Consider the following 25,965-nt stretch of genomic DNA (forward strand, 5'->3'; position numbering starts at 1 on the left):
TCCCTACAAGAATCCCATCACATAGTCGAGAAAATTGCATTATTAAATGCAAAAGATGATTATTTTACCGATCTTTGTACTAGAAGTTTAAGAAAGATATTAACTCATGATTTACAGGAACTATTAGTATATAAGCCTCTTTCTGTACCACAAGAGATTGCCATTGAAGTTTACTCCAATACGATTGGAACTTTACTTTCTTATTGGATGAAGAACAAAAAAGAAGAAACTCCGAAAGAAATGGACAACTATTTTCATTCTGTTTTGAATCCCATGTATTTTGATATGTTAAAGTAAATAGCTAAAAGGGACCTTAAAAAAAGTTCACAAAGAAGGCCATAGAAAACGCAACCTTCTTCCGTTAAATGGCCCGTTAATGGAAAAAACAAAATTGGAATTTTTGATAAACAAACACATTAATTTTAACACAAAAACCAGTCGCACTCCCCAAAAACGACTAGCCAAAGAAACGGATCACAGAGTGCAGGTAAACTATTACATCATACCGCCCTTATCTCAAGCATATTCACCTGTATTCGCAAGGTTCTTATCCCCTCGTATGAGTATATATTTCCAATAAAGGAACGTATATTCGTTTAAATTCATCAATGAACGCTTTTTCGTTACTTTTTGTTACCTTTAAAAAGTAACATTTCAATTCCATTCCTCAGCTTCGATAAGGAATAACATAAAATAAACATTCTTCGAATGGCGAATCCTATAGCCAATCCTGACAGAGTGGCAATAATGGACAACATGATGGGACCGAAGACGATTCCAACGATAGATGTCGATGAATAAGCGACCGCGATTGTTGTAACAAATGGTTTAGGACATGCTTCCATCAAAACGACCATTGACGTCTATGGTCACCTATTTCCGAACAAACAAAGAGAAACAATCGACCGGATAGATGATCTTTTTTAAGCAATCGGCAACAAGGCAGAACACAGGCGGAACACGGACGCTCTATTGAACAACATTTTTATCATCAAACGAAAATCACCAACACTCTCTATGTGTTGGGTATGTCAATATTTATGTTGGGCTATTTGACAAGATCGAATATATTAATTCACTTCATAGGTTAAAATATAGATTAAAATATGCTTATTATCGTAAAAAAGAGATTCGTTCACTTTATCTATCCGCATATTTATTCTCTTTACCGGACGCAGAATGCAAACTTCAAACAGGTCCTATAGTTCATCATTTAAATTCAGTTATTTCGTACTATTTTAATAAAATATATTTTATTGTATATTGTGAATAATTCATAATAATTTGAAAGGAGCATTTTGTATGAAAAAAATTATCGTCGTAATCGCTGTCGCATGCTTATCTTTTTCTAGTGTAAACAGTGTAAGTGCTACATCAGTAGAAGATGAAGCGAAAAAGTATGAGATTACATCAGAGCAATTTGAAAATGAGATCTGGAACGAAATGGAAAGCGCTGACGACAATGAAAAAACTTTATTAGATGAAGATTTAAAAACCTTTAAGGATATGGGGGATGAAGAAAGGGAGGAGTTTCTACGCATTTTATCAGATCCTGAATTGATGGAAGAAGCATTGCAGGCTACATTTCAAGGAGAGAGTACAAGTTTAGATGGCGGAAACATTGAGGTAACTACAACAACGAACTCTGATACTGAAGAAGTGAATACTACTTTAGACGAAGATGAACATACTGATATCGAACGTATTAATGAAACGCATTATACTGCTGTTGAAGTTAGAGGTATTAACATATTACGAATTAGGCATACGATAGACTATAATACTGGAACTAGGACTGTAGATGATTTTTCATTTAGAGAAGTTATTGAATTAAATAATGGTGGACATACTGTTGATCGAAATATAAACCCCGCATTGAATGTGCGGTGGGAAGAAGAGTATGATTATATTGCTCCAAACAAACAGTTTGTTACTTCAGAAGCTATAGGAATAGCTGAAATAGGAATCGGCGATTGGGTAATAAATATAATGTCTGCAGATGCTGAGATTAGAGGTCAAGCAAATGGCTGGGTCGATTATAGCTTTGAGTATAGTGAGTAATGATAAACATATAAATCTAATCATTAATTAATGATTTAAAGAGCAATCCGATTATAAAGGATTGCTTTTTAATTTGCGATTTTTAGTCAAAACATTCATTTTTATACATAAATAAGTATCTTACTGTATCAGATTTCATATGAAAGTAGCTTACCAGCATTTGCATCACACCGCTTTACATTAAAATGATTCAAATTTAAAACAAGTCAGCAAGTTTACATATAAGGACAAACTACCACATTGATTTCTTATCATTTTCATATCGGGAAATAAAGAGAAAATGATATCAACCTCTTTCTTACAAAACCCTTAGTATAAAAGGGTTTTTTTAATTTTTTTTGCAAAACGATTCTATGAAATAAACGGGCAAAAAACGGCAACGCTTCAAGAGTCATTATTCAACAAAAATGAACAACACAAATAATGACATCACTCTTTACGAGCAATGCCATTCATCACGTATTACTAGTCCTACTTACGTAATCAAAAATCAAACTCAGCTTCTTTTTGTTCACGAAGCTGCTTTAACGTTTCTGACAAGAGCAACGTGTCGTCCACTAAGTCTTGAAGTCTAAAGTGAATGTCGTCATTGATGATTTGTTTATTTAGGAAATCTTTTTCTTCAATGAACACGAAGCTTTGCGTAATATGAGCTTTCATATAATTTAAAATCGGCTTTAACTGTTGGTCGACGATCATGTAATGTTTTGAAGATCCTGCTGTCATCACAACGCTAACGGTCTTATGCTCAAATGCACGTTCTGGAAGCAAGTCAAAAACGTTTTTCAATGTTCCTGGAATGGATGCTTGAAATACCGGAGTACCGATAAGTAAAACGTCCGCATCCATAATCGTTTGAGTCACGTACTTTGTATCCCCGGCGTAATCGAGGTAGTGACGTCCATCGCTCCACTGGATCGTGTAATCCGCTAAATCGATTAACGTTGCATCAACTGTATGCTTATCAAGCTTCTCCATCACTTGGTTCATCGCTGTACGCGTCTTTGAACCGACCGTTGAACCTGAAAGAACAACTACATTCATTTTCTTCACGATCCTTTAGACGTATATTTTCGAATGGCAGGTAAGATCTCTGTCCCAATCAACTCAATGTTGTTACGAAGTTGCGCCATCGTAACCCCTCCGAAATCCATCTGACCGATATAGCGCTGGTGTCCGAAGAGCTCATGTTGATAGAGGATCTTCTCAATGATTTGTTGTGGGCTTCCCACATTCACAACACTGCGAATATCCGCGCTTTGAGCAAATTGTTGTTTCGGGAAACCGCGACCGTTGGTTAGCTTCATGCCTTCATTAATATGTGGATAATACTCTCGCTGGGCTTGTTGAGTCGTTTCAGCAGTATAGAAGAACCCAGCCGTTGCAATCGGTAACGAATCTGGATCATGCCCGTTTGCTTTAGCCGTTTCACGATACGCATCAATCGTTCCTTTAAAGTGACTAGCCGCGCCTCCCAGATGTGCAAGAAACATCGGGACTCCTGCATACCCTGCTTTCATCGCACTTGCAGGTGTACCGCCAACCGCTCTCCAAATCGGTAACTTCCCTTCTAATGGACGCGGGAGTACTTTTGCATCTTTTAACGACTTACGGAAATTACCACTCCAATTGACGACCTCTTCTTCATTAATTCTACGAAGAAGCTCGAACTTCTCTTCATACAATTCCTCGTAATCATGCAAATCATAGCCTAGCAAGTCGTAAAGACCTACTCTTGATGCTCTTCCTGCAATAATTTCTGTTCGTCCTTCAGAAATTAAATCAATCGTAGAAAAATCCTCATACACGCGTACAGGATCTAACGTACTGATAATGGTCGATGAGCTTCCGATCTTAATTTTTTCTGTCGCTTGAGCAATTGCACCTAAAACGACGGTGTGAGCTTGTGTTGCGAAATAGTCTTGATGGCTCTCCCCAACGCTTATAAAATCAATGCCTGCTTGTTCGGCAAGCTTTGCGACTTCTATAATTTCTTGAATTCTTTGTTTTGCTGAGATTCGGTCTCCAGTTTCCGGATGAGGCAAATGATCCCCTAACGTATACAATCCGAACTCTAGGCCTTTTCCTGATTTAAAACGACCTTTATCCATTTTATTTCAACACCCTTTCGGAATCTTTTCTTTTCTATGAGAGTGACTAATGATAGTATGAGTGAAATAGATCGATTTAGGAAGTACGCACTTTTAGGAACCATAGTATACTAAATGATACTTAGGAGGGATTTCGATGAAATATGAACCCGACTTTTGTAAAATAGACGACGCCTTAACCATTATTGTCGGCAAGTGGAAACCAATTATTCTCCTTCACCTGCTTAATCACGGAACCCAACGGTTCTCTGAATTACGAAGTCAAATGCCTGGCATTACCCAGAAAATGCTCACGAAGCAGTTGCGTGAACTTGAAGAAGAAGACATCGTTTCACGAAAAGTCTATCCTCAAGTTCCACCGAAAGTGGAGTATTCGATCACCGATTATGGACGTACGCTTCAACCGATCCTTGAAGCAATGCATGAGTGGGGAACGAAACACCACGCACACCGCCTTAAGAAAGAAAATACGGCTTCACACGAATCCTAATGGAAATGGACAATACAGCCCTGTCTCATGTAGGATAGTGAAGGAGAACTCTTGATACACCATCAGTAAAGGAGACATACTCATGACAGAACATAAACAAACAGCTCACATTAATCCAGAAGGTAAAGAAATCGCGGAAACGGTTCTTCTACCAGGAGATCCATTACGTGCGAAGTTTATTGCAGATAACTATTTAGAAGACGTTGTTCAATTTAATAGCGTCCGTAACATGTTTGGCTATACAGGAACGTATAACGGGAAGAAAATCTCCGTTATGGGAACAGGCATGGGTGTCCCGAGTATCGGCATTTACTCGTGGGAACTCATTAACATTTTCGGAGTGAAAAACTTAATTCGCGTCGGTTCATGTGGAGCACTTCAAGACGACTTGAACCTTTACGACATTATTTTCGCTATGGGAGCTTCTACGAACTCGAACTATGTTAGCCAGTACAACTTACCAGGCCACTATGCGCCGGTTGCATCGTACGAGCTCCTTGAGAAAGCGAAGAACATCGCTGACGAGCAAGGTCAAACGGTTCACGTAGGTAACGTCCTAACAAGTGACACGTTCTACAATGCCGACGAAACTGCTGCTAAAAAGTGGAGTGACATAGGCATTCTCGGTATTGAAATGGAAGCTGCTGCTCTTTACATGAACGCTGCCGCCGCTGGCGTAAACGCACTTACAATTCTTACTGTTAGTGACCACGTATTCAAGCAAGAAGAAACAACTGCTGACGAACGTCAAAATTCATTTACGAAAATGATGGATATCGCACTTAACCTTGCGTAACTATTGAAAAACTCCTTGAAAAGCGGACGCTTTTCAAGGAGTTTTTCAATGGTTGCTCTAGACGTCAGAACTATGTGAGTAGAATACGTCAAACAGGCTTCTTTTTCACTCATTCTCCTCACATAACTGGCTTATTGTGAGGAGAAAACATAACTTTGTGAGTAGCGCTCTACCATCTTTGTATTTTTTCTTATCTTCTGTTCACAATCCAACGTTGTAGAGCTTCATGCATATCCCGAAGCCTCGAAGCTAAAAGTTTGATATTATGTTAGTAGGTCATATGTATTCTGAAAGTTCTTTCTACTACTTCTTTAAAAGGATGGATCTACGTTGAGAATTGTAAATGAGAAGCAATTAACATCACTTATGGACATGAAAGAAATTATTCAGCGAGTGGAAGTTGCTTTAGAAGAGTATTCTTCGGGAAGGACCAACACTCCAATTCGCACAGCTCTTCCTTACGATGACGAACAAAACACGGCCTTGTTTATGCCATCTGTGGCGGACGGTCTCCAAAAGATCGGCGTGAAAGTCGTCACCGTTGCCCCGAACAACAAAGATCTTGGCAAGAAACTCATTAATGGGTTTGTCGCCCTCTCCGATTACAAAACGGGCGAGCCCGTTGCCATATTAGAAGGTTCCTACTTAACGATGATTAGGACGGGGGCCATCTCAGGAGTTGCAACGAAATATTTAGCAAAACAGAACGCAACGACTCTCGCCATCATTGGGACTGGTGAACAAGCCTTCGGCCTCGCCGCTGCTGTGTTTGCTACGAGAGACATTACAGACGTTCACCTTTATAACCGTTCCAAAGACAAAGCCGAGGCTTTTGCTCATAAACTACAGCATGATTTAAGTCAGTACGTGAACATCCACTTCCATGATCAGGCCGATGATGCTATTACGCATGCCGAAATTATCGTAACCGCAACAAATTCATCAACACCCGTGTACAGTGCGTCACTTCGACCTGGCACTCACGTGAATGCGGTCGGATCGTTTCGACCTACGATGCAAGAATTACCGACACATACCGTGACAGATGCACATAAAGTTGTTGTCGAAGCTGTTGATGCTGCACTTGAAGAGACTGGAGACCTGATTACTCCGATTGAAAATGGCGATTATCAAGAGAATCAAATTCACGGGGAACTCGGAAAGATTGTTTCTGGTGAACTTAGCTGTCGTGAACATGATGAAGAGATTACCGTCTTCAAATCCGTTGGCCTTGCCATCGTTGATATTGTCGTTGCGAATTACTTTTACGAAAAGGCCATAGAGACAAACACAGGGACCGATGTCGACTTTTAACAGGTAGATATTGCTGACTAAACCACAAAGGACGGATCACATGACAACCATTAAACGCGTACGCCTAGAAACAGGATACTTAGAAGAAAATGAATTCGTCTATGGAAGTGCGACATCGCTCGTAGATATTCAAATTAAAAATGGGAATGTCTCAAACATTACTCCCGCTTCAGAAGAACTAACCGACACTGATGCGTTTGATGGGAAGGAACTGTTGCTCCTTCCAGCCATTCGCGAAATGCATTGTCACTTAGATAAGAGTAAGTTAGGAGTGCCGTGGCGACCGGTTACACCTGCAAGTAACCTTGTCGAACGATTCACGAAAGAAATTGATGAACTTGATGCCCTCGACCTTCCTCTTAAAGAGCGGGCAAGAAACTTAATTGAACTTGAATGCTCACATGGGGTGACCTTCTTTCGATCGCACATTGATGTTCACCCTAAAGTTGGTCAACGTTACTTAGAAGAAACCATTGAATTACTTCATGAATATAAGGGAACCTTTGATTATGAGCTCGTTGCGTTTCCTCAACACGGTTTACTTCACTCAAATGCATACAACGATGTATTAACCGCACTCCAATCAGGCGCTACCCTCGTTGGTGGTGTTGATCCCTCCTCACTCGATGGTGATTTAGAGCGGTCGTTACATCAAACGTTTGAACTGGCTACACAATTTAATGCGCCGATTGATATCCACGTTCATGATCGTGATGATCACGGAAGAAATACCGTTCGTGAGTTAATACGATTAACAAAAGAGGCGAGGTGGCAAAACAAAGTTGCCATTAGTCATGCATTTGGATTGAATGATTTTTCAGGCGAGGAACGTGGGAGCGTGTTTAAAGAACTCGCTGAGAACGGCGTTCACATTATTTCGAGCCTACCTTTAAACGGGGTATTCCCACCACTTGAGGAATTACGTAAAGCGGGAGTACACGTATCACTTGGTTGCGATAATGTGTACGATTCCTGGTCACCTCTTGGGACTGGGAATGTGATTGAGAAGCTAAATCGCTATTTAGAAGTCTATCGGATGAGAAGCCAAGAAGACTTAACCGACGCATTGAGTCTCATTACTGACAAACCTTTTTCTTTAGCAAAAGGACAGCCTTGGTTACAAAAAGGAATGGAGGCAGATTTCATTCTCGTGGACAGTTCATCAGCTGCAGAGTTTGTAGCAAGACAAAACCCTGTGCTGTACAGCTTTCACCGCGGACAACTTGTCTATCAAAAAGAATCTTAATGGGGGCACTTGATCGTGAACATATTAATCGTCTATGCACACCCTGAACCGAAGTCGTTTAATGGTGCTTTAAAGGATGCGGCAGTCGAAGAACTACAATCGCAAGGTCACACGGTCCGTATATCGGATTTGTATCGGGCAAACTTCAAAGCGATTGCAGACCGTGGTGATTTTGACCAACAAAGCAATCCGGATTTTTTTAAATACCAAGCTGAACAAGCACATGCTTCTAAGGAACATGGATTCCATCCTGAAATCCAGGCTGAACTTGATCGCTTGTTTTGGGCGGACTTCGTGATCTTCCAATTCCCATTATGGTGGTACAGTGTACCTGCAATTCTAAAAGGGTGGTTCGATCGGGTGTTTGCTGCAGGAACCATTTATGGTGGAGGGCTAGGTAGGTATAGTGAAGGAGCTTTACGTGGTCGTAAAGCGATGCTATCTGTTACGGTTGGTTCTGCTGAAAGTGGGTTTAGCCCAACTGGAATTGATGGAGACATGACGACCATTCTTTATCACATTAACCACGGGATGCTTTACTTTAGTGGCATGCAGCCTGCTGAACCCTATATTACCTACCAGCCAGCTCGAGCGAGCGCCGATGAACGTAAAGCCATGTTGGCTAGTTTTAAACAACATATGAAAGCGATTGATGACATTCCATTAATCCAGTATCACCCGAATGACCACTTTGATGAGAACCATCAACTAAAGCCCGAACATCGTATATAGAATGATCAAAGCGACCCTGTTTTTAAGAGCAGGGTCGCTTTGTAGTCGATTACATTCCATTTCTAAAGAAAGGGGCAAACATCCTTGGCACGAACAGCAAAGCGTCAGCTAAGGCTCCAATCCAAGATGAGAGGAGCGTATCTCTGTTACGCATTTGATTCCGTTCAACTTTCGCCGACATATTGACCTCCCCAAGAGTTTACTAACTTTAGTATACCATGACTGAAAATTAATTCTACTCAACGTCTTCTTCAAGAATTTGCTGCGTGAACGCTTCCGCATCTTCGACCATAACCTCATCACCTAAATAATAGATTGAATAGAAATAATCACCGTGAGGAAAATGATGGGAAACGTTCTCATTGTCCTCTCCAAATTGAGTAGCTTCGACAGGATGTCCACCAATGGTTACTTCTTCTGAAAGTGTCGGAATCGTTGGCGACACATGAATTTCAAGGTTAATTTCTAGCTCACCATCGTAACCTCCGTACACATATTCAAAATCCGCAAGTTCAGCAATCTCTAAATTCGGTTCAGACGATGCCCGGTGCCCGTAATTGACGATAAGCGAGTCTAACGACATTGACTCGTTTTCCCAAATTGATAAAATATCATAATTCGTATGTTCAGGAATGTTCACATTATACGATGTTTCATTCACTTGTTGTTGTACTTCAGAAACATCACCATTAGAGCAAGCAACCATAAAAATGGCAAGCAAAGGAATAATCATAATTCGCATTGTCTTCCCCCTTTGTAGGTCTTTACCCATTTTCAATATACTGGAAACTACTCTGCAATTTCCCGTTTACTTCTTCGAATTTCTATATTAAAGTTATTAAAGACACTTTATGTCTGTAATAAAAAAAGGATGATACATTATGAATAACGAAAAGCACGTAAAGAAAATTCAAGCGTTAGAAAACGAGCATCGCCACACTCATTTTCCAGCTAGTACATTACTTAAATTACTACCAATAACAAATAATAGTACCATTCTGGATTTAGGTGCTGGTACGGGTTATGTCACACTACCCGCTGCAAAAGAAACCTCAGGCAATGTTTATGCACTCGACCGTGATTTAAACATTCTAACCTACTTAGAGCAGTCAGTGGTTGAACAACAAGTCACGAATATCACTACGCTTGAAGCTGATTTCAAAGCCATCCCACTTCAAGATCAACATGTGGACATTGTCATTGCATCCATTTCGCTTCATGAAATCAAACCACTTTCAAGCGCGTTAGACGAAGCATTTCGCGTACTAAAACGAGGTGGGATGATTCAAGTCATTGAAATTGAAGCCACAGAAAAGTCACGGGGGCCGAGAGTATCTTCTAAAGATATGTCGGCAGCACTTGAAGAAGCGGGCTTTGTGATTAGTCAAACTTTATTTCCAGATTTAACGATTGCAAACGAACCTGTCTATATTCACCTCGCTACCCGTCCATAAATTTTACAAGGGCACTTGGTTTTGTTGTTTCAATTTCTCATGCTTTTCAAACATGAGAAACAAGAAGAGACTTACAACCATCAAGATCGTTGCACCATTCACCATGTAATGAACAGCTGGTAACAACGCAACTCCCATCAATTGCACAAGTGAGACAATGAAGATAAACAAACCTAAAACTAAGACGAATAAACGCATGACTTGTTTGAGTACGACCGTAGCTTTTAAGCTCATCTTCAAGCCTCCCGACAATATAAGTTTGTAGAGTCATTCGTTGGCGCGCCGATTTCTTCACCTAAGGCGCTCCACGATGGTTCGATACAATTGATAACATTTACGAAAAAGGTTGTCATAAAACGTACCTAAGGTTCGATCCACAACAACGCGCACTCCTGCAAAAAACAGTGCAATCACAGCGATTATAAGCATAAGTGCAACGCCCGCTTGAATGCCAGACAACACAACCACCCATTCCAATCAGAGTAAACGTAATGTAACACGAACAAGCGGAATTTTCAAATCAGTCAGATAAAATCTTTCGCCAAAACGAGCTCCAAAAAAAGACAGCACCCTTATTAAGGGACTGTCTCTCAACATTGCGCTCTAGGCATTAACAACAACCGATGGTTTCGGCTTTTCTAAACCTAGGTGGTCGCGAAGGGTTGTTCCTTCGTATTCTTCTCTGAAAATGCCGCGTTTTTGAAGCTCTGGCACGACGAGATCTACGAAGCTTGAAAGCCCGTCTGGATAGTTACCTGGGCAAAGGTTGAACCCGTCACAGCCCCCTTCTTTGAACCAACGCTCAAGATCGTCAGCAACTTGTTCAGGATTTCCGATTAAAATGCGATGTCCTCTTGAACCAGCAACATGCTTGTAAAGTTGGCGAACACTCATGTTTTCACGCTTAGCGAGATCGAGGATGAGTTGGCGACGACTTTGGTTGCCGTTGGATTCAGGCAAGTCTTCTGGCAACGGCGAATCCAAATCATAATTTGTAAAATCAAAGCCACCCATATACTCAGATAACAACTCTAATCCTACTTCTGGGACGATGAGTTCTTGTAATTCATCGTACTTCGCTTGTGCTTCTTCTTTTGTCTTTGCTACGTAAATTGACACACCTGGTAAGACTTTCACTTCGTCTGGATTGCGCCCATTTTCTTTTGCGAGCTTCTTCACTTCATCGTAGAAACGCTGTCCTTCTTCTAACGTCAATTGGGCCGTGAAAATCACTTCAGCATGCTTAGCTGCGAATGCCTTACCTTGCGGTGAAGACCCTGCTTGAATAATTACGGGTTCACCTTGCGGAGAGCTTGAAGCATTTACGGGACCTTTGACGTTAAAATAATGACCGTCATGGTTTGTTTCATGTAGGCGCTCTGAATCGAAGTAGGTGCCTGCTTCCTTATCACGAATGAGCGAGCCTTCTTCCCAACTTCCCCAAAGCTTCTTCACAACATCAAGAAATTCATCGGCGCGCGTGTAACGCTCATTATGTTCCATATGAATGTTCTGACTGAAGTTCGCTGCTTCACCCGTATAATACGACGTCACGACGTTCCAACCTGTACGTCCACGGTTTAGATGATCAAGCGAAAGAAACTTTCTCGCGATATGAAAGGGCTCGTTATACGTCGTTGTGGCTGTTGCGGCCAGACCGATCTTCGATGTCATGGCACTCAACGCCCCGAGTAACGTGAACGGTTCAAAGCGTACTAACTCTGACGGATGTGATAAGTGATTAAATGATAATCCGTCTGATACGAAGAGCATATCAAGTTTCCCCTGCTCAGCAATTTGAGCAACATCGCGGTAAAAATCAAGGTTTTCAGGACTATCTGCTGGTGTGTTCGGTTGTCTCCATGAAGCGATATGATGACCAAATCCCATCAAAAAAACACCGATGTTCATTTTACGATCCATAGTACAAGTTCCTACCTTTCAGAAGTTAAGAGTTTCGTAAGTTTTGATAGGTTGGGTGCCAATTAAGAAGGCGTTTCTCCAATAGCTTCGCCAAAGTGTCTGCGATTTTTCCTAATACCGAATAAAGTAAAATCGCGAGAATGATGACATCAATCTGCATGAATTCTCTTGCATTCATCGACATATAACCGATACCAGATGTCGCAGCAATCGTTTCTGCCACAATTAATGTGACCCACATCACACCGAGTGCATAACGGACGCCAACGAGAATGGATGGCATTGCGCCTGGCAAGATCACCTTCGTAAATAAATGCCATTTCGAAATACCATAAATACGGCTCATTTCAAGTAACCCGCGATCAACAGAACGGATTCCGTGGAATGTATTAATATAGACCGGGAACATAACCCCTGCCGTCACGAGAAAGATCTTCGCCGTCTCTCCAACTCCAAACCAGATAATAACGAGCGGAATCATCGCGAGAATTGGAATGTTACGGAACATTTGAATCGTCGTATCGGTATACCGCTCCGATGAGTTTGACATTCCGTTTAACACTCCGAGGATAAAGCCTAGTCCCCCACCGATTAAGAACCCTACTGCTGCCCGGAAGAAGCTAACACCGATGTGTTCAAAAATCTCCCCACTTACGGTATACGTGATTGCCGTTGTAAGCACTTCATAAGGGCTTGCAATTAACTGCATCGCTCCAGTAGAAACAGAAACTTGCCAAACAACGAGTAAAACGATGGGCAGAACCCAAGGGGCAATGGAGCTTTTATACACATGCTTAAGACCGTGATTACTAATTGCTTTATTCGTCATTTGACAGCTCCTTCCCTTCTACAATATAAGAATCCATTTCTAAAGGATCATCAATAAATCCTAATTCTAGTAAATCATCGGCTTGTTGCTGTAAATCTTCTTCCACACCCGGCCCATTGTAATCAGCAATGTTAATGCCACGATCTAATATCCGGTGCCACGTCTCCTCAGACAGCCCCGTTTCCTCAAACAGTAACGGTGTTGCAATGGAAGGATCATCTTCAACTTCTTCACCGATTCGAATGACCGCATCGACATATACTTCCAACGCTTCTGGATGATCCGTTAAAAATGCTTCATTCGTAAAATAAAACGAGCGATACGCAACGACATCTTCTGACGTTGAGATCACTTCGTGTCCCCGTTCTTCACCTGCTGCTAAATACGGATCCCAAACGACCCAAGCATCAATTTCTCCTCGTTCCATCGCTAGAATTGCGTCTGGAGGATCAAGATAAACAGGTCTCACATTCTCTAAATCAAGTCCTTCTTTTTCAAGCGTTTTTAGTGTTAAATAATGGGCAATCGATGCCCGATTAAAAGCAATTCGTTTTCCTTCAAGGTCACCAATGTCCTCAATATCCGTATCCCTTTGCACTAAAATGCCTTGACTATGTGGCGCTGATTCGGTTGAGGCAATATATCGGATCGGATGATTGTTCGCAATCGCATAAAGGGAAGGTATGTCGCCCGCATTTGCAATGTCCACGCTTTCTGTTCCGAGTGCCTCAAGTGTGGAGCTACCTGTGTTGAATTCTGCCCAGTCCACTGAGTAACCAAGCGCCTCCAGATCAGCGTGAAATTGTTCATCTTCACGTAACATGAGCGTAATCGCGTTTTTTTGATACCCGATTGTGAATTCATTCATTTCTTGCGAATGCGTCGTGGCTTCATGGCTACATGCAAAAAGCACACCTACTGACGTAATCATCCCCAATAAAGCACCTGTTGCTTTTCGCATCATCTCATCCTCTCCGACCCTACCTTAGTCTCTATACAGGTTTTTTTAGTTGCTCTCGTACGAGAGGCAGAACTTCCCTGCCGATTTGTTCAATCACTTCCAAGTGAGGGAATCCACGCAGCAACACTTTATCGAACCCTAATTCAACATACTCGACAATTCGTGCTGCCACTTGTTCTGGTGTTCCAACGAGAGCAATGGAGTTCCCCGATAACACTTGCGTGAGCCCGGCCCAAAGGTTTGGAGCGAGTAGGAAGTTGCTCTCCCTGCTGTTCTCCATTAAATCGTGAAGCCGACGTACCCCTTCAGAATCACCTTTCTTGCGATCCGTTTGTTTTTGTTCCAACGCTTCTGGCGAAAGATCTTTAATTAACTGTTCCGCATTTTCAAATGCCTGTTCTTCTATTTCACCTAGAATTACTTGGAATGAAACGCTATACGAAAGCTCTCGATTTTCCTTTGCTGCCCTTGACTTCACATCAGTAATCGTCTCTCTCGTATTATCAAGCGTTTCGCCCCACGTCATATAAACATCCGCTTGTTTGGCGGCGACATTTCTTCCTGTTTCCGATGCACCACCAAAGTAAATCTCTGGAGCTTTAGTCTGCGCAAGTTCTGGAAAAAGAGAGGCATTGTTCAATTCGTAAAATTCACCGCTATGCGTCACATTCTCTTCTGTGAAAAGGCGTTTTAATACGTGAATGTATTCTTCGGTACGACGATAGCGAACGTCGTGCGGCTGGAAATCACCGTAAGCAGCAAGCTCTGTTGGTGAGCCTCCGGTCACGATATTCACGAGCGCACGACCACCAGACCAGTTATCAACCGTTGCAAATTGTTTCGCAAACGTAAACGGCGACATTACACCCGGTCTTGCTGCGAAAAGGAACTTCAATGACTCTGTTTGAGTACTCAAGCTCGCAGCAACCGCAAGGGAGTCTAAGCAACCTGCGCCAGTAGGCAAGAGTAGTGAAGAAAATCCACCGCGTTCCGCTGCTAACGCAATATCTCGAATGTATTCAAAGGTCGGTTCCCGTTCGGTCTTCCCTTTTCCATTCGTCCAACCGGCATTTCCTGTTGCGATGACTCGCCCATCACCGGAAGTAGGTGCCATCGTTATAAATTCAACCATGTTATTTCCTCCTTTGTTGCCTTACGATTGCATTGCAAACGTCTGCTGTTTGTGACTTTCTTCTAATAATTCTGCATATAGTTCACGTTCAATTTCTTTAAATACTGGATGACTACGCTCCCGGGGTCTCGGTAAGGGTACGTCTCGATCATAAGAAATCGTCCCTTCTGAAATGACGATAATTCGATCCGCGAGCATAATAGCTTCACTCACATCATGTGTCACGAGTAAGGCTGTGAATTGATTGCGTTTCCAGATCTCCTCAATGAGACCTTGCATCTCAATACGCGTTAACGCATCAAGGGCACCGAGTGGTTCATCAAACAGCAATAATCTTGGGTTGGCTGCAAGTGCTCTCGCTAGTGCTACTCGTTGCTTTTGACCACCAGACAAAAGAGAAGGCCATTTAGAAGCATGGTCTTCGAGACCAACCTCTTGAAGTAATTGTTTGGCACCTGTTTGCCAATCGTTTTGGAGTTGTAGACCGAAACCAACATTTGTGAGGACATCTTGCCATGGAAGTAGACGATCTTCTTGGAACATCACTCGCGCATCATCATTTTCCTTAGATAAAGGCGCATCATTTTGATAAATCGTGCCTTCCGTTTTTTCTTCAAGTCCTGCAATTAATCGAAGTAGCGTACTTTTCCCACACCCACTTTTCCCGACAACTGCGACAAACTCCCCAGCGTCAACTTGCAAATCAATTCCTTTAATGACTTCCGTGCTGCCGAACTTCTTTTTCATATTTTCAATGCGTAATTGCACGCCATTTTGTTGGTTGGTCATCTTCATTCTCCTTTCTTAGCTAGGGACGATCTCTTTTTGCGGAAGCTCCGTGCTAAATTGATACGATGACTCTAAAAATTGCTGAAACAACGTGCCCGGATTTAATTGGACAAACTGAAGGTCTTGTTCTTTCGCTTTATCATAAGAACGCTCACAAAACGTATTAGGTGGAGCTAAAAAGACAGTGACGTTGAAGTTGTTCACGAACTTTAATACCTCTCCACGTCGTCCTTCCTCTACAGATAATGCAGGGTTACGATGATCTTCAAACCCGTTTGTTTCCGTGTTATAAATTCGAACCCAATCGCCTTCAACAATTGGAACAATTTCTTCTCCCTTAAGTGCTGCAGCAAGAATCGTCATTCTAAGTCCACCTTTCATATAATTCTTATTAAATTGATCTGTTTTATTGAATATACGTCAATAGTGCTGTACAATCAATTTCAAATAAGTAAACTCGGAATTCAGTTTTACTGAACGGTTCATTCGAATACGCTTACAGTAGGGAATTAAGAGAGGTGATACTATTTGGACCTTCGCAATATTGTTACATTTCAATCCATCGTGAAGTTAGGAAGCTTCCATGCAGCTGCTGAAACGTTGAATTACGCACCATCAACGGTAACGATGCACATAAAAAATCTTGAAGAAGAACTCGGCGTCACGTTATTGGAACGCCTGCCAAAACTGAAGCTTACGAGTTCAGGAAAGTTGTTGTATGAACAAAGCGATGTACTCCTGCGAGACTTTGATATGTTGAAAGAAATGATGACGAGTTTACAAAGTGGAAAAAGTGGGTTTATTACGATCGGGGTGATGGAACCCACGGCGAGCTTTCGATTGCCACAACTTCTCGCTGCCTTTCAAGAAGAGCACCCATTAATGAAACTTTCAATACAAGTGCATAACGCAAATGCACTTGAAGAGCTCGTACAGTCTGGGGAACTTGACGTAGCAATTGGAACGACACCAACGACATACAACGATGACGTTTCATTTTCTTGGTTATTTAATGAGGAATTTGGGTTATTAGCACCCATCACTCATACTCTAGCAACAAAAGATACTGTCTCACTCCGTGACTTACACGGTCATTCACTCTTACAAACGACCCCTTCGTGTCCATTTCGAGCGACACTCGACCGAGTGCTACTAGAAAATGACATTAAAGTAAGCAAAAACATTGAAATTAGTAATCTCTTAGCTTTAAAACCATATGTAGAGTCCGGTATTGGCATTGCAGTCATTCCAGAAATCATTGCAAAGCCACCTTTTACTGAAACACGATACGTACCTATAGCAGACTTCAATGGACAGCTCCCTATTGGAATGATGACAAAAACGACCAATTTAAATCCGAGCCCCGCACTTTCTCAATTCATCGCTCATATTCATTCGATCTACCACCCCACTACATTAATTGATTAGACACAAAGAAACCCGATTTGAGACTGACTCAAACCGGGTTTCTTTACGCTTCTATTCATAGAATCTTTACAAAAGCCACATCGCAAATACAGATGCTCCAGTTAAACTGAACATATTACTATTTAGAGGAGATGTTCACTATGTATGCTAAATCGTCAACACTCTTCCCAAAGAAACGAAAAACCGAAGTAGCCCTCGGCTTAAACGTGCGCCTATCATCTGTATTCACGAAAGCGAGTCCTAAACGTCAACAGTTAGTTAAATCCATCAATTAAATACTGTTTGTCTTCCTTGTATTCTAGCAAGAAAGGTTGAATAAATAGATGGATCAACACGGCATATACTGCGATAAAGAGTAGACCACTTGTAAAAGAGATATCTAGAAATGGATGCAGAACCGTCTGGAAGATGAGCACGATAATATATGGTGTCCCTATGTTCCACTGCGCCTTCGACGAAAGATAATTTCTCGTACCACACGTCGAGCAGTCAATCCGGTGATACAACCCGATGCACTGGCGCCAACTCATCGCCGCTTCGCACTTCCAACATGTTGGCATGCTCATTTTCCTATGTAGAGCGTAGCTTTTGAGTACAAGGTGACGAAACCACTAATTTTAACTCTGTCTCCTTCTGATTTGCAGTAGAGCGTGCCTCCACGTGCTGACAATTGACGAGCGACGAGTTCTGACTTGCCGAGTTGCTGTTCCCAATAGGGAATGAAGTTGCAATGAGCCGAGCCACACACAGGGTCTTCATTCACTTGTAATTTCGGAAAAAAACACCGTGAAACAAAATCGTATGTTGTGCTTGATGCTGTAATCGTTAATCCAATCCCATCTGGCAATTGCTTGATTTTCTCAAAGTTCGGACGGAACTGTTCTACAAGTTCTTCATGAGGAGCGACAACCATTACATCCCTCCCTAAATACACTTCCAGTGGCGTAAATCCAAGAACATCCTCCAACTCAGCAGTTGAGGAGATGATCTCTGGCATGCGACTCGGAAAATCCATCTCATAAAGATCTCCCTTGCGCTTTACAAAAAGCTCGCCACTCATCGTAAGAAACGTAACACCGGTTGCTTCTTCTTCGTAATAATTGCAAATCACATAAGCGGTTCCTAGTGTTGCATGACCACAAAGATCAATTTCCCCACCTGGTGTGAACCATCGAAGATGGTAAACTTCCCCTTCTTTCACTGTAAAAGCTGTTTCGGAAAGGTTATTCTCAATGGCAATCTTTTGCATCGTCTCATCGTCTAACCAACGGTCCATCACACAAACCCCCGCAGGATTTCCTTCAAACACCTTTTCTGCAAACGCATCTACAACGTAATAGTCCATTGTCAATCCCATCCTTTTCAACGTTTCTTTACTATTATCGTACGCTAAGCAATTAAATTTGCATATAAAAAAGAAGGTTCATAAACCTTCTTAAAGTGTATAAAACAAAATCGATGTGCACGTAATTTCGAAACACATTCATTTCTAAGCAGTCGAAGACGGGGCATCGACCTTTTTTTCTACTGTTTTTGAAACGACTTGTAAAAACCAAGGTGCAAAATGTCTTAACCGGTACGCATTTAACGTATGCATCATCTGCTCTGCTTCTTGTTTCGTTTCATACTGTTTTTCGTCAGTTCGATTGGCGTGCGTCAATACTTCTAATTTCCCTTTGTGTTCACGACAAATAATATACACACGACACCCCTCATCCAACGATTAAACTTGTAGATCAAAACCTTGAGGAAGTTATTATGAATTTTTATTCATTTTGAGCAGACCATAAAACCCCAAAATGACTAGACCAATTATGACAATGATTAGCATTATGGAAGACCATCCAACATGAATCATCTTTTCTCACCACCTGAAAAAGGCTGAACGGGCAGTGAAACATAGATCACTCATAAATTGGGCGCAAATTATAAATTATCCCACAATAAGTGATGAGTTGAATGAATGCGATTTATCTATTTATATTCCCACCATAACAAACCTCAACTATGTATGCTTATGCTTACTTTGTTCTTGTAGACCACTTTATTAAGTTGCAAAAACCTCTTTCGGTTCTCTTCGCAACCGAAACACCTGCTTTACAACATCCATCTCTTTTCATACCGATATGCATACGTCTTATGACCTCTTTATCGATTAGTCTGAGAATAGCCCCCATACTAACCATGTACTTATGTTCTTGAATTCAATACAACTATACAGATGAGGAGCGATCTTTCAAATGAAAAACGCATGGTTTTACGTTTTAACAGGGTGGTCAACTGTAACAATTGGGCTGTTTTTAGCTTCTTTTTTCGGATCGATTGCAACAGAGCATTTCGGGATTACAGGTGACGGGCGACAAGTAATCCATGCAGTGGTTATGAGTGGGATAGTCTTACCAACGATCCTCATCTTATACAAAAAAATGAATAAGTCGTTACCTACTCCAAGACCACCGGCGTATTCAATGAAACGAGCACATCACTTTTTTGGTGGATTTATACTAGCAGCAGGATTAGCATTTGTCGGTTTGTTCCTTGCAAGTGCGTTAAACCTTATTGAAATTAATCAGTGGAATGTACCAAATGCGTGGATCGGAGCACTACTCTTAAATCTATTGATTGCTTTTTTCTATGAAGCTTTACCAGAAGAATTGGCGTTACGGGGATTGATCTTCGATGCTTTAAATCATCGGTTTACTGTCTTTCTCGCCGTACTTTTTCAAACGATTGTTTTCATGATGATGGCACTTACTGTGAATTTCTTGCAAGTACTCGTTGGAATGTCGACGTTCGATCTGTTCTTCTTGCAACTGCCTCAGCTCATTTTACTTTTTGTTTTCGGTATTGCCTTAGCGCTCATCCGAATTTATACAGGTAGTCTTTGGGCCGCAATCGGTTTTCATTTAGGCTACTTAATAATGGCACGATTCTTAATCATGCCCGTAGAGTATGGCGCACCTCCGATCGTCTCGTTTGAAAACGTCTCTGAACTGAACTTCGGTGCCACTGTCATGATTGATACGATAATTTATGGCTGTATTGGTCTTATGTTGGTTTTATTACTCTTTAGAAGGGTGCGTAGATCGAAGGCAACTACGTCTTTATCACAGTAAACGCCCGTTAGAATAGTTTCTTTTATAATTCTATTTGGTTTCTTACAGGTTCCTAAAATGAATAATTACCCTTTTGACAACTGTCAAAGGGGTAATTAAGGGATTAAATTTCTCTCTTCTTTTCTTTTCGTACTTTTACGATATACACACATAATAGAATGGTTAGATGATAATACACTAGTGCCGAAGCTAAGACAGGAATCCAAGTCCCCGTGCCAAGGCCAATGACAATAGCCATGAGCATGACTCCAGAATTGATCACAACAACATTGAAAAACCGTCGTTTTTCTCGAGGTGTGATGGTGGATTCTGTGACATGAATGACTTGGGAAGGTCCAAATATAACTAGAGGACCAATGAGGACAACTAAAAAGAATACACTTAACATCGTGTCCATAATCAGTGATCACCCTCTCTGTTGTTAAAACAATCGCATCAAATCCGTAAGTGCTTTACCTAATTGTTTATGATTGTATGCAAAGGATCGTGACAGTTGCTTCTCAACATGAGCGTATGAAAAAAACACCTTTACTCATTAAAGGTGTCTTCCATATGACTATAAACATTCTTCTAAAAACGTAAGCGTCTCGTCCCAAGAATCGATTGTCGCTTCTGCATTTGCTTCTCTCGTTCCCCCGAAGATCATCGACATCGCAGCATTTGTATCGCCAAGTGTCTGTGGAAGATGCGGTAAATGACTCGGAAATGCAGAGAAGTGCCCCGCACCTTCTTGAATTCTCACGTGCACTTTCGATTTACTATGATGTTGAAGTTTCTTTTCCATTAACTCTGAGAAAAATACTGCGGGTTGAACGTGATCATCTGTACCCGCTACGAGCATCACTGATGCGTCAATTTTTTCGACAGGAATGAGATGTTCTTCGTACTGCTTTTGATCCGCCAAGTTTCTTTCTATCGCTTCTAAGCCTGAAAATGGCTTTCTCTTAATCATATGGCCGAAGAACGACAACATATCTGAGAATGTTTGCTTCGCTGCAAAATAAGATAACGACTCACCATTGTATGTCCACGCGGGCTTTGCTACGGGTTGGAAGTTCTGAATCCCAGAAAATTGCACTGCGCTCGGTGCAACACCAACCACTGCTTTTAAGCTCGAATAAGAGGATGCATACAATAATGCAAGCTCAGAACCTCGTGAATGTCCGATCATTGCAAGTCTTTCGTTGTCCACGATCGTCTTTTCCTTCAAGTATGTAAACGCATTGTCAACATACTCTAATGGGATGTTCACAATTCCTTTCGGCAACCCCGCCTTTCCAAAGTAGGCGAGCGCCATCACCACGTATCCTTTTGAGGCAAGTAAGGCTGCGGCGGACTCATGGTGTGCACCATCTGAACCTCCAACGATCACAATTGCAGGCAATGGATCGTTTGTATGAGGATAATACACTGTACCGACAAGTTCTTTGTCTTCAATGACTTCTTTTTGGATATCATCTTTTAAAAATGTTCTCGTCACCATTGCTTTAGCAATCACTTTATCGTCATCCATTAGTTCCAGTTCAAACGTTACCGGTGCATCTGAGTGTTTAACGAACATTCTTTCTTTTCCATCTTTACTTCTCATCGACTCAATAAGCCTCATCAAATCATTATGCATCTTAATCGAACCTTGTTCATCAGTGAGCGCGTCGATCGATGCAACGAATGTATGACCTCGATCATCTTTCGTTGAGATTGCTATACGAAAGGACTTATTCGCGTCTCCAGTCTCGATCTGTAATGATACACATTCTGTGACTAACGTACTCTCTTCTTGAATTTCAATTCTTACCTTCTGTTCAATCATTGTAATGAAACTCCCCACTTTCAAATGAACCATTTACCATACGAGCAGAAACAAACCAAATCCAGAAAAACTAACACCAATGAAAACCACAAAGACACGAATGAGTGCTGTTGGGAAATTCTGAATCCACCTCGTCAACCACTCCACTTCAAAATACGGGCTATTAATTTTCCCTTTTGACTTCAAATCCGCTTCACTTAGCTTTTTTAGACCGAGTAGAATGACAACAATTCCCCAAAGAAAGAACAACACTCCGAAAAAGATGTTCATAAACTAATCCTCTCCTAAAAACATTGTCTAAGACTCTTCGTCTAATCGATGCAAAAAGCGTTTCATTTCTTCTGCAATTTGTTCAGGTTCATACACGTGAATATAGTGACTACGATTGATTTCTATAAATGTACTATCGTTAATTTCATGTAAAAACTCGTTCAATGTTTCTCGCCAATCATCGATTCCTGTCCCTTGACCGTTCGAAGCAAAAAACAACATCGGCGTCTCCCTAGGAATATGATTGCTTACAACTTTCGCATTCTCATGCACTCGCTCAATTTCCTCACGCATATTCTTCGTCATCGTTCCACGATGAATGAAGGATTTGTAAGCTTTTGTATCCTCTGTAGATAAGTACTCCGTCGAGAAAATATCCGCTTCTTTTACAAACGAAGGCAAGATGCGCAATCCGCCAAACTCACTTAAGGTACCCGAGCCGATTATGATTATTGAGCTCGGTACCTGCAATTGCTCATAGCTTTTCGGTACGGCAGGATCAAGACCGACAATCGCTTGCACTTCTTCAGGGTAAACGGATGCATAGTAAAGAGCTTCAAGACCAGACATGGAGTGAGGTGCCAACACATACGGCGGTGTATGTCCAGAGAGGCGAAGTGCTTCTCTCATCTCCGCCACCATTTGCTCGACGGTGCGGGGACTGTCTGATTCTTCACTCCAACCGTATCCTGGCTTTTCCACCACAGCAATACGATACTCATCTGTAAGAAGCGACCATAATGGCTTGAAATCAATCGTAGGTGCTTGCGTTCCGCCACCACTCATAAAGACAATCGTGGTCTCACCTTGTCCTTCACTATACACGTGCATGTTGGTATCATTGATATGCACAACGTCACCTGGAGCGGGGAAACGTTCTCTTTCATTGTCACTCGCTACGAAGTGTAGCAATTGAATTCCAAAGATGATGACAATGAATCCTATCGTAACGATCATCGCAAAGATCTTTATCCTTCTCATAATCTCCTCATTCATTGAAAATTAATGATAATTAGAACTTTAGACCTCCCTTATTCTATCATAAGTTATGCTGAACGGTGATCTTCTTGTTCAGAAAATAGGGGATCTTTTTGCTTGTTCAAAATTGCGATGGAGAAGCCAATTGCACCGATTGCCATGATACTCACGAAAACGATTAATGTAGCTCGTAATGAAAACAAATCCGCAAACAACCCGAGCATAAAAATGAGCAAAATCTGGCTAGCACTTTGAATTAAATCATAAATACTCGTCACCCTCCCCATCATCTCGACGGGTACATTGTTTTGATAAAAAGTTATCATCCCTGCATATAGAAATGCATTAAAAAATCCGAGAATCATAAAGCCTACAGTGACCGACAAAAACGACCACGACAACGCGTAAATGCCGTACCCGCTAATCGTCAACAAGAGTCCCATAACAATCATTACTCGAATGGAGAGGTGTTTTGAAATCATCGTTAATACTAGACCACCAGCAATCGCACCAATGCCTGTTAAGCTAATTAATAGACTGTATTCAAATTCACTCAGCCCAATGACTTGTTGAGTGAACACGACTTCTTGAGCATCCATCGCAAACGTAAATGTCATTAACAAAATAAAACTCATGTAAATGAACGCAACATAACGTTGTTGTTTCATAAACGACTGTACGACTCGAAAATCTTGAATGACTTGCGCAATGGTTAGTGTAGGAATCTTCTCTTTCTCTCGCTTCTCATTGTCTGGCATTAGCCAAAGGAGGAATGCAGCAATGAGGAAAAAAGAGACATTAATCCAAAACGTAAGTTGTACCGTCGTAAGCATAATTAACGCTCCACCAATTGCCGGTCCAATAATACCTGCGCTTGATGTAAACAGAGATCGTAACGAGTTGAACTTTTTGCGCTTCTCTTTAGGTACTGTCATCGTGACAAATGTTATTGAAGCAGGGTGATAAAACGCACGTGCAACACTAAGTAAAACCAAGATCAAATAAACGACAAAAAGATTAGGCGCTAAGGGAATACACGCCACAAAAACCGCTCGGCATACGTATGTAACCATCATCACTTTCCGTTTACTACGATCGTCAATAAAGCTACCCGTCCAGAACTTCGCAATCATATTCGTTAAAGGTCCGATTAACCAAAGCGTTGCAACAGCCGCTGCAGAACCCGTCAGTTGAAAGACGAATAGATTAATTGCCACAAGGTAAATAAAATCACCAACACTTGAAATTCCTAACGTAGATAGCAACAGAAAACGTGGTTTCCAGTCATCTCTTTGCAAAAACATCCCACCTTACCGTTTCAGTTGATAACCCTTTCCGTTAGTGAATCCGAATCTCCTTGTCCAATTCAATAATTTCAATAATTTGTCAAAAAAATAAGCCACGCAAATGCGAAGCTCCAGGTCATTCATGATGTAACTCATGTTCTTCAGATTCGGATCTTTTCCATTTGATGTACGTGTAGATTAACTGAAAGACGTGAGAAATTATTAACATTGAAATAATAAGAATATCAATTTCAACTCCCCAAGTCGATAACATAAAAATGAAAAAAATCGTAAAAATAATGAACGGTGTCATCCAGAATGTGCGTATAAACTTCCTTCGATACGATAAACGATGATAATTCAGCGTAAAACCTTTATCTACTTTCTCTTCACCTTTGTAAGCATACGTAATTGCAGTCAAGGTGAGTAAAGCAATACCAACCACAAGCATAATTTCTGCCAACACCGGTAACACTCCTATGAATGCAAAGTCACTTCCTTACGAAATATGTTCAATAACTATTGCTAAACTCCTGGCGGTTGTTTCTTCAATTCATGCTGGGCATCTCTCACGCCATGTTTCACTGCAATGCGAATGACAAAGTAAGCAACAACTGCACCAGCGGCAAAAAAAGCGATGTACAACAAGATTGCAAACAAACCGATCCACTCGAATCCCATTCTAATTCCTCCTTTAGAATCTATACCCGTCATATGCATGACGTTAACTTCAAAGGAGTTATTCAGACTCATTTTTTGTCGCTCGTATTCTTCATCCCATGTTTACGAGCTCATGTTCAGAACAAACCTCAATCCCATGCTTTTTCAAAAGAGCTGCAGTGACACCATTGCCTTGAATTTTCTCACCATTGAATGATCCGCTATAGATCGACCGACTCCCGCACGACGGGCTGTCTTCTTTTAGAATAACGAGGCTGGCATCTAGTTCTTGAATCTTACTTAACGTTTTATAAGCACCTGCTATAAATTGATCACTCACATCATTTCCTTTTCTGTCGATGACTTGTGCACATCCCTCGAGTACGTCATCCCCTGTTCCACCTACGATTTCCGCAGGTTCCCTTGGTGTCTGTAATCCCCCAAGCAATTCCGGGCATACCGGGATCGCTTTCTTCTCACTAAGCCACTGTTGAATCAACTCATGACCTTTATGTTGGCCATCATAGCGAACCGGCATCCCGGCTAAACAAGCACTCACAACAACAATCATCTCATCAC

Annotated in this window: 32 protein-coding genes and 1 pseudogene; 11 read left to right on the forward strand and 22 right to left on the reverse strand. The window is 41.4% G+C overall.

Annotated elements, in window-relative coordinates; genetic code table 11:
- From JOD17_RS19240 to JOD17_RS19245, 3 genes and pseudogenes are all read left to right on the forward strand, one after another.
- Window positions 1-297: TetR-like C-terminal domain-containing protein (locus tag JOD17_RS19240; RefSeq protein WP_204699599.1), on the forward strand; the 297-nt coding region annotated here is incomplete at its 5' end.
- A 528-nt stretch (window positions 298-825) separates the two neighbouring features.
- Window positions 826-927 (forward strand): annotated as a pseudogene (locus JOD17_RS21785) (site-specific integrase); the annotation flags it as partial.
- 375 nt (window positions 928-1,302) lie between these two features.
- Window positions 1,303-2,061 carry a hypothetical protein gene (locus JOD17_RS19245; RefSeq protein WP_204699600.1) on the forward strand — a complete coding sequence of 253 codons (759 nt, stop codon included), beginning with the start codon at window positions 1,303-1,305 and terminating at the stop codon, window positions 2,059-2,061.
- Window positions 2,062-2,544: 483 nt separating this feature from the next.
- On the opposite strand, the gene JOD17_RS19250 is transcribed toward JOD17_RS19245, so the two are convergent.
- Together JOD17_RS19250 and JOD17_RS19255 are read right to left on the reverse strand one after the other, a co-directional pair.
- A complete protein-coding gene (locus JOD17_RS19250; RefSeq protein WP_204699601.1) occupies window positions 2,545-3,105 on the reverse strand; it encodes an NADPH-dependent FMN reductase in 561 nt (186 codons plus the stop codon).
- A gap of 5 nt (window positions 3,106-3,110) precedes the next feature.
- Complete coding sequence (locus JOD17_RS19255) at window positions 3,111-4,172, reverse strand: LLM class flavin-dependent oxidoreductase (protein ID WP_204699602.1); 1,062 nt, start codon at window positions 4,170-4,172, stop codon at window positions 3,111-3,113.
- A 136-nt stretch (window positions 4,173-4,308) separates the two neighbouring features.
- Between JOD17_RS19255 and JOD17_RS19260 the strand changes: the two genes are divergently transcribed.
- The 5 genes from JOD17_RS19260 (at window position 4,309) to JOD17_RS19280 (ending at window position 8,750) form a co-directional block, all read left to right on the forward strand.
- A complete protein-coding gene (locus JOD17_RS19260; RefSeq protein WP_169965131.1) occupies window positions 4,309-4,662 on the forward strand; it encodes a winged helix-turn-helix transcriptional regulator in 354 nt (117 codons plus the stop codon).
- Between the two features lie 82 nt (window positions 4,663-4,744).
- Entirely contained in the window at window positions 4,745-5,458 is a 714-nt protein-coding gene (gene deoD, locus JOD17_RS19265) for a purine-nucleoside phosphorylase (protein ID WP_204699603.1), read from the forward strand.
- A 330-nt stretch (window positions 5,459-5,788) separates the two neighbouring features.
- The gene (locus JOD17_RS19270; protein WP_204699604.1) at window positions 5,789-6,772 is read left to right on the forward strand and encodes an ornithine cyclodeaminase family protein; all 984 of its coding nucleotides are present in this window, start codon (window positions 5,789-5,791) and stop codon (window positions 6,770-6,772) included.
- Between the two features lie 40 nt (window positions 6,773-6,812).
- On the forward strand, window positions 6,813-8,018 hold the full coding sequence (locus JOD17_RS19275) for an amidohydrolase (RefSeq protein WP_204699605.1): 1,206 nt from the start codon (window positions 6,813-6,815) through the stop codon (window positions 8,016-8,018).
- Between the two features lie 15 nt (window positions 8,019-8,033).
- Window positions 8,034-8,750 (forward strand): NAD(P)H-dependent oxidoreductase, encoded by a 717-nt coding sequence (locus JOD17_RS19280; protein ID WP_204699606.1) that lies wholly within the window; start codon window positions 8,034-8,036, stop codon window positions 8,748-8,750.
- Window positions 8,751-8,985: 235 nt separating this feature from the next.
- Here JOD17_RS19280 and JOD17_RS19285 read toward each other — a convergent pair whose 3' ends face one another.
- Window positions 8,986-9,492, reverse strand: coding sequence for a hypothetical protein (locus JOD17_RS19285; protein ID WP_204699607.1), 507 nt, complete (start codon window positions 9,490-9,492; stop codon window positions 8,986-8,988).
- Between the two features lie 139 nt (window positions 9,493-9,631).
- Between JOD17_RS19285 and JOD17_RS19290 the strand changes: the two genes are divergently transcribed.
- Window positions 9,632-10,204 (forward strand): class I SAM-dependent methyltransferase, encoded by a 573-nt coding sequence (locus JOD17_RS19290; protein ID WP_204699608.1) that lies wholly within the window; start codon window positions 9,632-9,634, stop codon window positions 10,202-10,204.
- A 3-nt stretch (window positions 10,205-10,207) separates the two neighbouring features.
- Here the strand turns inward: JOD17_RS19290 and JOD17_RS19295 are convergent, their stop codons facing one another.
- The 8 genes from JOD17_RS19295 to JOD17_RS19330 form a co-directional block, all read right to left on the reverse strand.
- Window positions 10,208-10,438: a hypothetical protein gene (locus JOD17_RS19295; protein ID WP_204699609.1), complete on the reverse strand. Its 231-nt coding sequence runs from the start codon at window positions 10,436-10,438 to the stop codon at window positions 10,208-10,210.
- 57 nt (window positions 10,439-10,495) lie between these two features.
- Window positions 10,496-10,663 carry a hypothetical protein gene (locus tag JOD17_RS19300; RefSeq protein ID WP_169965117.1) on the reverse strand — a complete coding sequence of 56 codons (168 nt, stop codon included), beginning with the start codon at window positions 10,661-10,663 and terminating at the stop codon, window positions 10,496-10,498.
- 144 nt (window positions 10,664-10,807) lie between these two features.
- A complete protein-coding gene (locus JOD17_RS19305) occupies window positions 10,808-12,127 on the reverse strand; it encodes an LLM class flavin-dependent oxidoreductase (RefSeq protein ID WP_204699610.1) in 1,320 nt (439 codons plus the stop codon).
- A 25-nt stretch (window positions 12,128-12,152) separates the two neighbouring features.
- The gene (locus tag JOD17_RS19310) at window positions 12,153-12,956 is read right to left on the reverse strand and encodes an ABC transporter permease subunit (RefSeq protein WP_204699611.1); all 804 of its coding nucleotides are present in this window, start codon (window positions 12,954-12,956) and stop codon (window positions 12,153-12,155) included.
- Window positions 12,946-13,920 carry an aliphatic sulfonate ABC transporter substrate-binding protein gene (locus JOD17_RS19315; RefSeq protein ID WP_204699612.1) on the reverse strand — a complete coding sequence of 325 codons (975 nt, stop codon included), beginning with the start codon at window positions 13,918-13,920 and terminating at the stop codon, window positions 12,946-12,948. Before JOD17_RS19315 ends, JOD17_RS19310 begins: the two co-directional genes overlap by 11 nt.
- A gap of 28 nt (window positions 13,921-13,948) precedes the next feature.
- Window positions 13,949-15,049 carry an LLM class flavin-dependent oxidoreductase gene (locus JOD17_RS19320; protein WP_204699613.1) on the reverse strand — a complete coding sequence of 367 codons (1,101 nt, stop codon included), beginning with the start codon at window positions 15,047-15,049 and terminating at the stop codon, window positions 13,949-13,951.
- A gap of 21 nt (window positions 15,050-15,070) precedes the next feature.
- Window positions 15,071-15,838 (reverse strand): ATP-binding cassette domain-containing protein, encoded by a 768-nt coding sequence (locus JOD17_RS19325; RefSeq protein WP_204699614.1) that lies wholly within the window; start codon window positions 15,836-15,838, stop codon window positions 15,071-15,073.
- Window positions 15,839-15,853: 15 nt separating this feature from the next.
- The gene (locus tag JOD17_RS19330) at window positions 15,854-16,201 is read right to left on the reverse strand and encodes a hypothetical protein (RefSeq protein ID WP_204699615.1); all 348 of its coding nucleotides are present in this window, start codon (window positions 16,199-16,201) and stop codon (window positions 15,854-15,856) included.
- 165 nt (window positions 16,202-16,366) lie between these two features.
- Here JOD17_RS19330 and JOD17_RS19335 point away from each other — a divergent pair, with 165 nt between their 5' ends.
- The gene (locus tag JOD17_RS19335; RefSeq protein ID WP_204699616.1) at window positions 16,367-17,266 is read left to right on the forward strand and encodes a LysR family transcriptional regulator; all 900 of its coding nucleotides are present in this window, start codon (window positions 16,367-16,369) and stop codon (window positions 17,264-17,266) included.
- A 254-nt stretch (window positions 17,267-17,520) separates the two neighbouring features.
- Here JOD17_RS19335 and JOD17_RS19340 read toward each other — a convergent pair whose 3' ends face one another.
- From JOD17_RS19340 to JOD17_RS19350, 3 genes are all read right to left on the reverse strand, one after another.
- Entirely contained in the window at window positions 17,521-17,826 is a 306-nt protein-coding gene (locus JOD17_RS19340) for a TIGR04104 family putative zinc finger protein (RefSeq protein ID WP_204699617.1), read from the reverse strand.
- 2 nt (window positions 17,827-17,828) lie between these two features.
- Window positions 17,829-18,611 (reverse strand): PhzF family phenazine biosynthesis protein, encoded by a 783-nt coding sequence (locus tag JOD17_RS19345; RefSeq protein WP_204699618.1) that lies wholly within the window; start codon window positions 18,609-18,611, stop codon window positions 17,829-17,831.
- 144 nt (window positions 18,612-18,755) lie between these two features.
- On the reverse strand, window positions 18,756-18,968 hold the full coding sequence (locus tag JOD17_RS19350; RefSeq protein ID WP_204699619.1) for a hypothetical protein: 213 nt from the start codon (window positions 18,966-18,968) through the stop codon (window positions 18,756-18,758).
- 538 nt (window positions 18,969-19,506) lie between these two features.
- Here JOD17_RS19350 and JOD17_RS19355 point away from each other — a divergent pair.
- Window positions 19,507-20,382 carry a CPBP family intramembrane glutamic endopeptidase gene (locus tag JOD17_RS19355; RefSeq protein ID WP_204699620.1) on the forward strand — a complete coding sequence of 292 codons (876 nt, stop codon included), beginning with the start codon at window positions 19,507-19,509 and terminating at the stop codon, window positions 20,380-20,382.
- 103 nt (window positions 20,383-20,485) lie between these two features.
- On the opposite strand, the gene JOD17_RS19360 is transcribed toward JOD17_RS19355, so the two are convergent.
- From JOD17_RS19360 to JOD17_RS19395, 8 genes are all read right to left on the reverse strand, one after another.
- Entirely contained in the window at window positions 20,486-20,779 is a 294-nt protein-coding gene (locus JOD17_RS19360) for a hypothetical protein (protein WP_204699621.1), read from the reverse strand.
- A gap of 159 nt (window positions 20,780-20,938) precedes the next feature.
- A complete protein-coding gene (locus JOD17_RS19365) occupies window positions 20,939-22,192 on the reverse strand; it encodes an alpha/beta hydrolase (RefSeq protein ID WP_204699622.1) in 1,254 nt (417 codons plus the stop codon).
- Window positions 22,193-22,225: 33 nt separating this feature from the next.
- Window positions 22,226-22,462 carry a hypothetical protein gene (locus JOD17_RS19370; RefSeq protein WP_204699623.1) on the reverse strand — a complete coding sequence of 79 codons (237 nt, stop codon included), beginning with the start codon at window positions 22,460-22,462 and terminating at the stop codon, window positions 22,226-22,228.
- A gap of 27 nt (window positions 22,463-22,489) precedes the next feature.
- On the reverse strand, window positions 22,490-23,443 hold the full coding sequence (locus JOD17_RS19375; protein ID WP_204699624.1) for an alpha/beta fold hydrolase: 954 nt from the start codon (window positions 23,441-23,443) through the stop codon (window positions 22,490-22,492).
- A gap of 65 nt (window positions 23,444-23,508) precedes the next feature.
- Complete coding sequence (locus JOD17_RS19380; protein WP_204699625.1) at window positions 23,509-24,744, reverse strand: MFS transporter; 1,236 nt, start codon at window positions 24,742-24,744, stop codon at window positions 23,509-23,511.
- 118 nt (window positions 24,745-24,862) lie between these two features.
- On the reverse strand, window positions 24,863-25,192 hold the full coding sequence (locus JOD17_RS19385) for an ATPase (protein ID WP_204699626.1): 330 nt from the start codon (window positions 25,190-25,192) through the stop codon (window positions 24,863-24,865).
- Window positions 25,193-25,251: 59 nt separating this feature from the next.
- Window positions 25,252-25,407 carry a hypothetical protein gene (locus JOD17_RS19390; RefSeq protein WP_204699627.1) on the reverse strand — a complete coding sequence of 52 codons (156 nt, stop codon included), beginning with the start codon at window positions 25,405-25,407 and terminating at the stop codon, window positions 25,252-25,254.
- A 91-nt stretch (window positions 25,408-25,498) separates the two neighbouring features.
- On the reverse strand, window positions 25,499-25,954 hold the full coding sequence (locus tag JOD17_RS19395; RefSeq protein ID WP_204699662.1) for a 2-thiouracil desulfurase family protein: 456 nt from the start codon (window positions 25,952-25,954) through the stop codon (window positions 25,499-25,501).
- Window positions 25,955-25,965 lie beyond the last annotated feature (11 nt).

The sequence above is a fragment of the Geomicrobium sediminis genome (assembly GCF_016908595.1).
GTDB classification, from domain to species: domain Bacteria; phylum Bacillota; class Bacilli; order Bacillales; family Marinococcaceae; genus Geomicrobium_A; species Geomicrobium_A sediminis.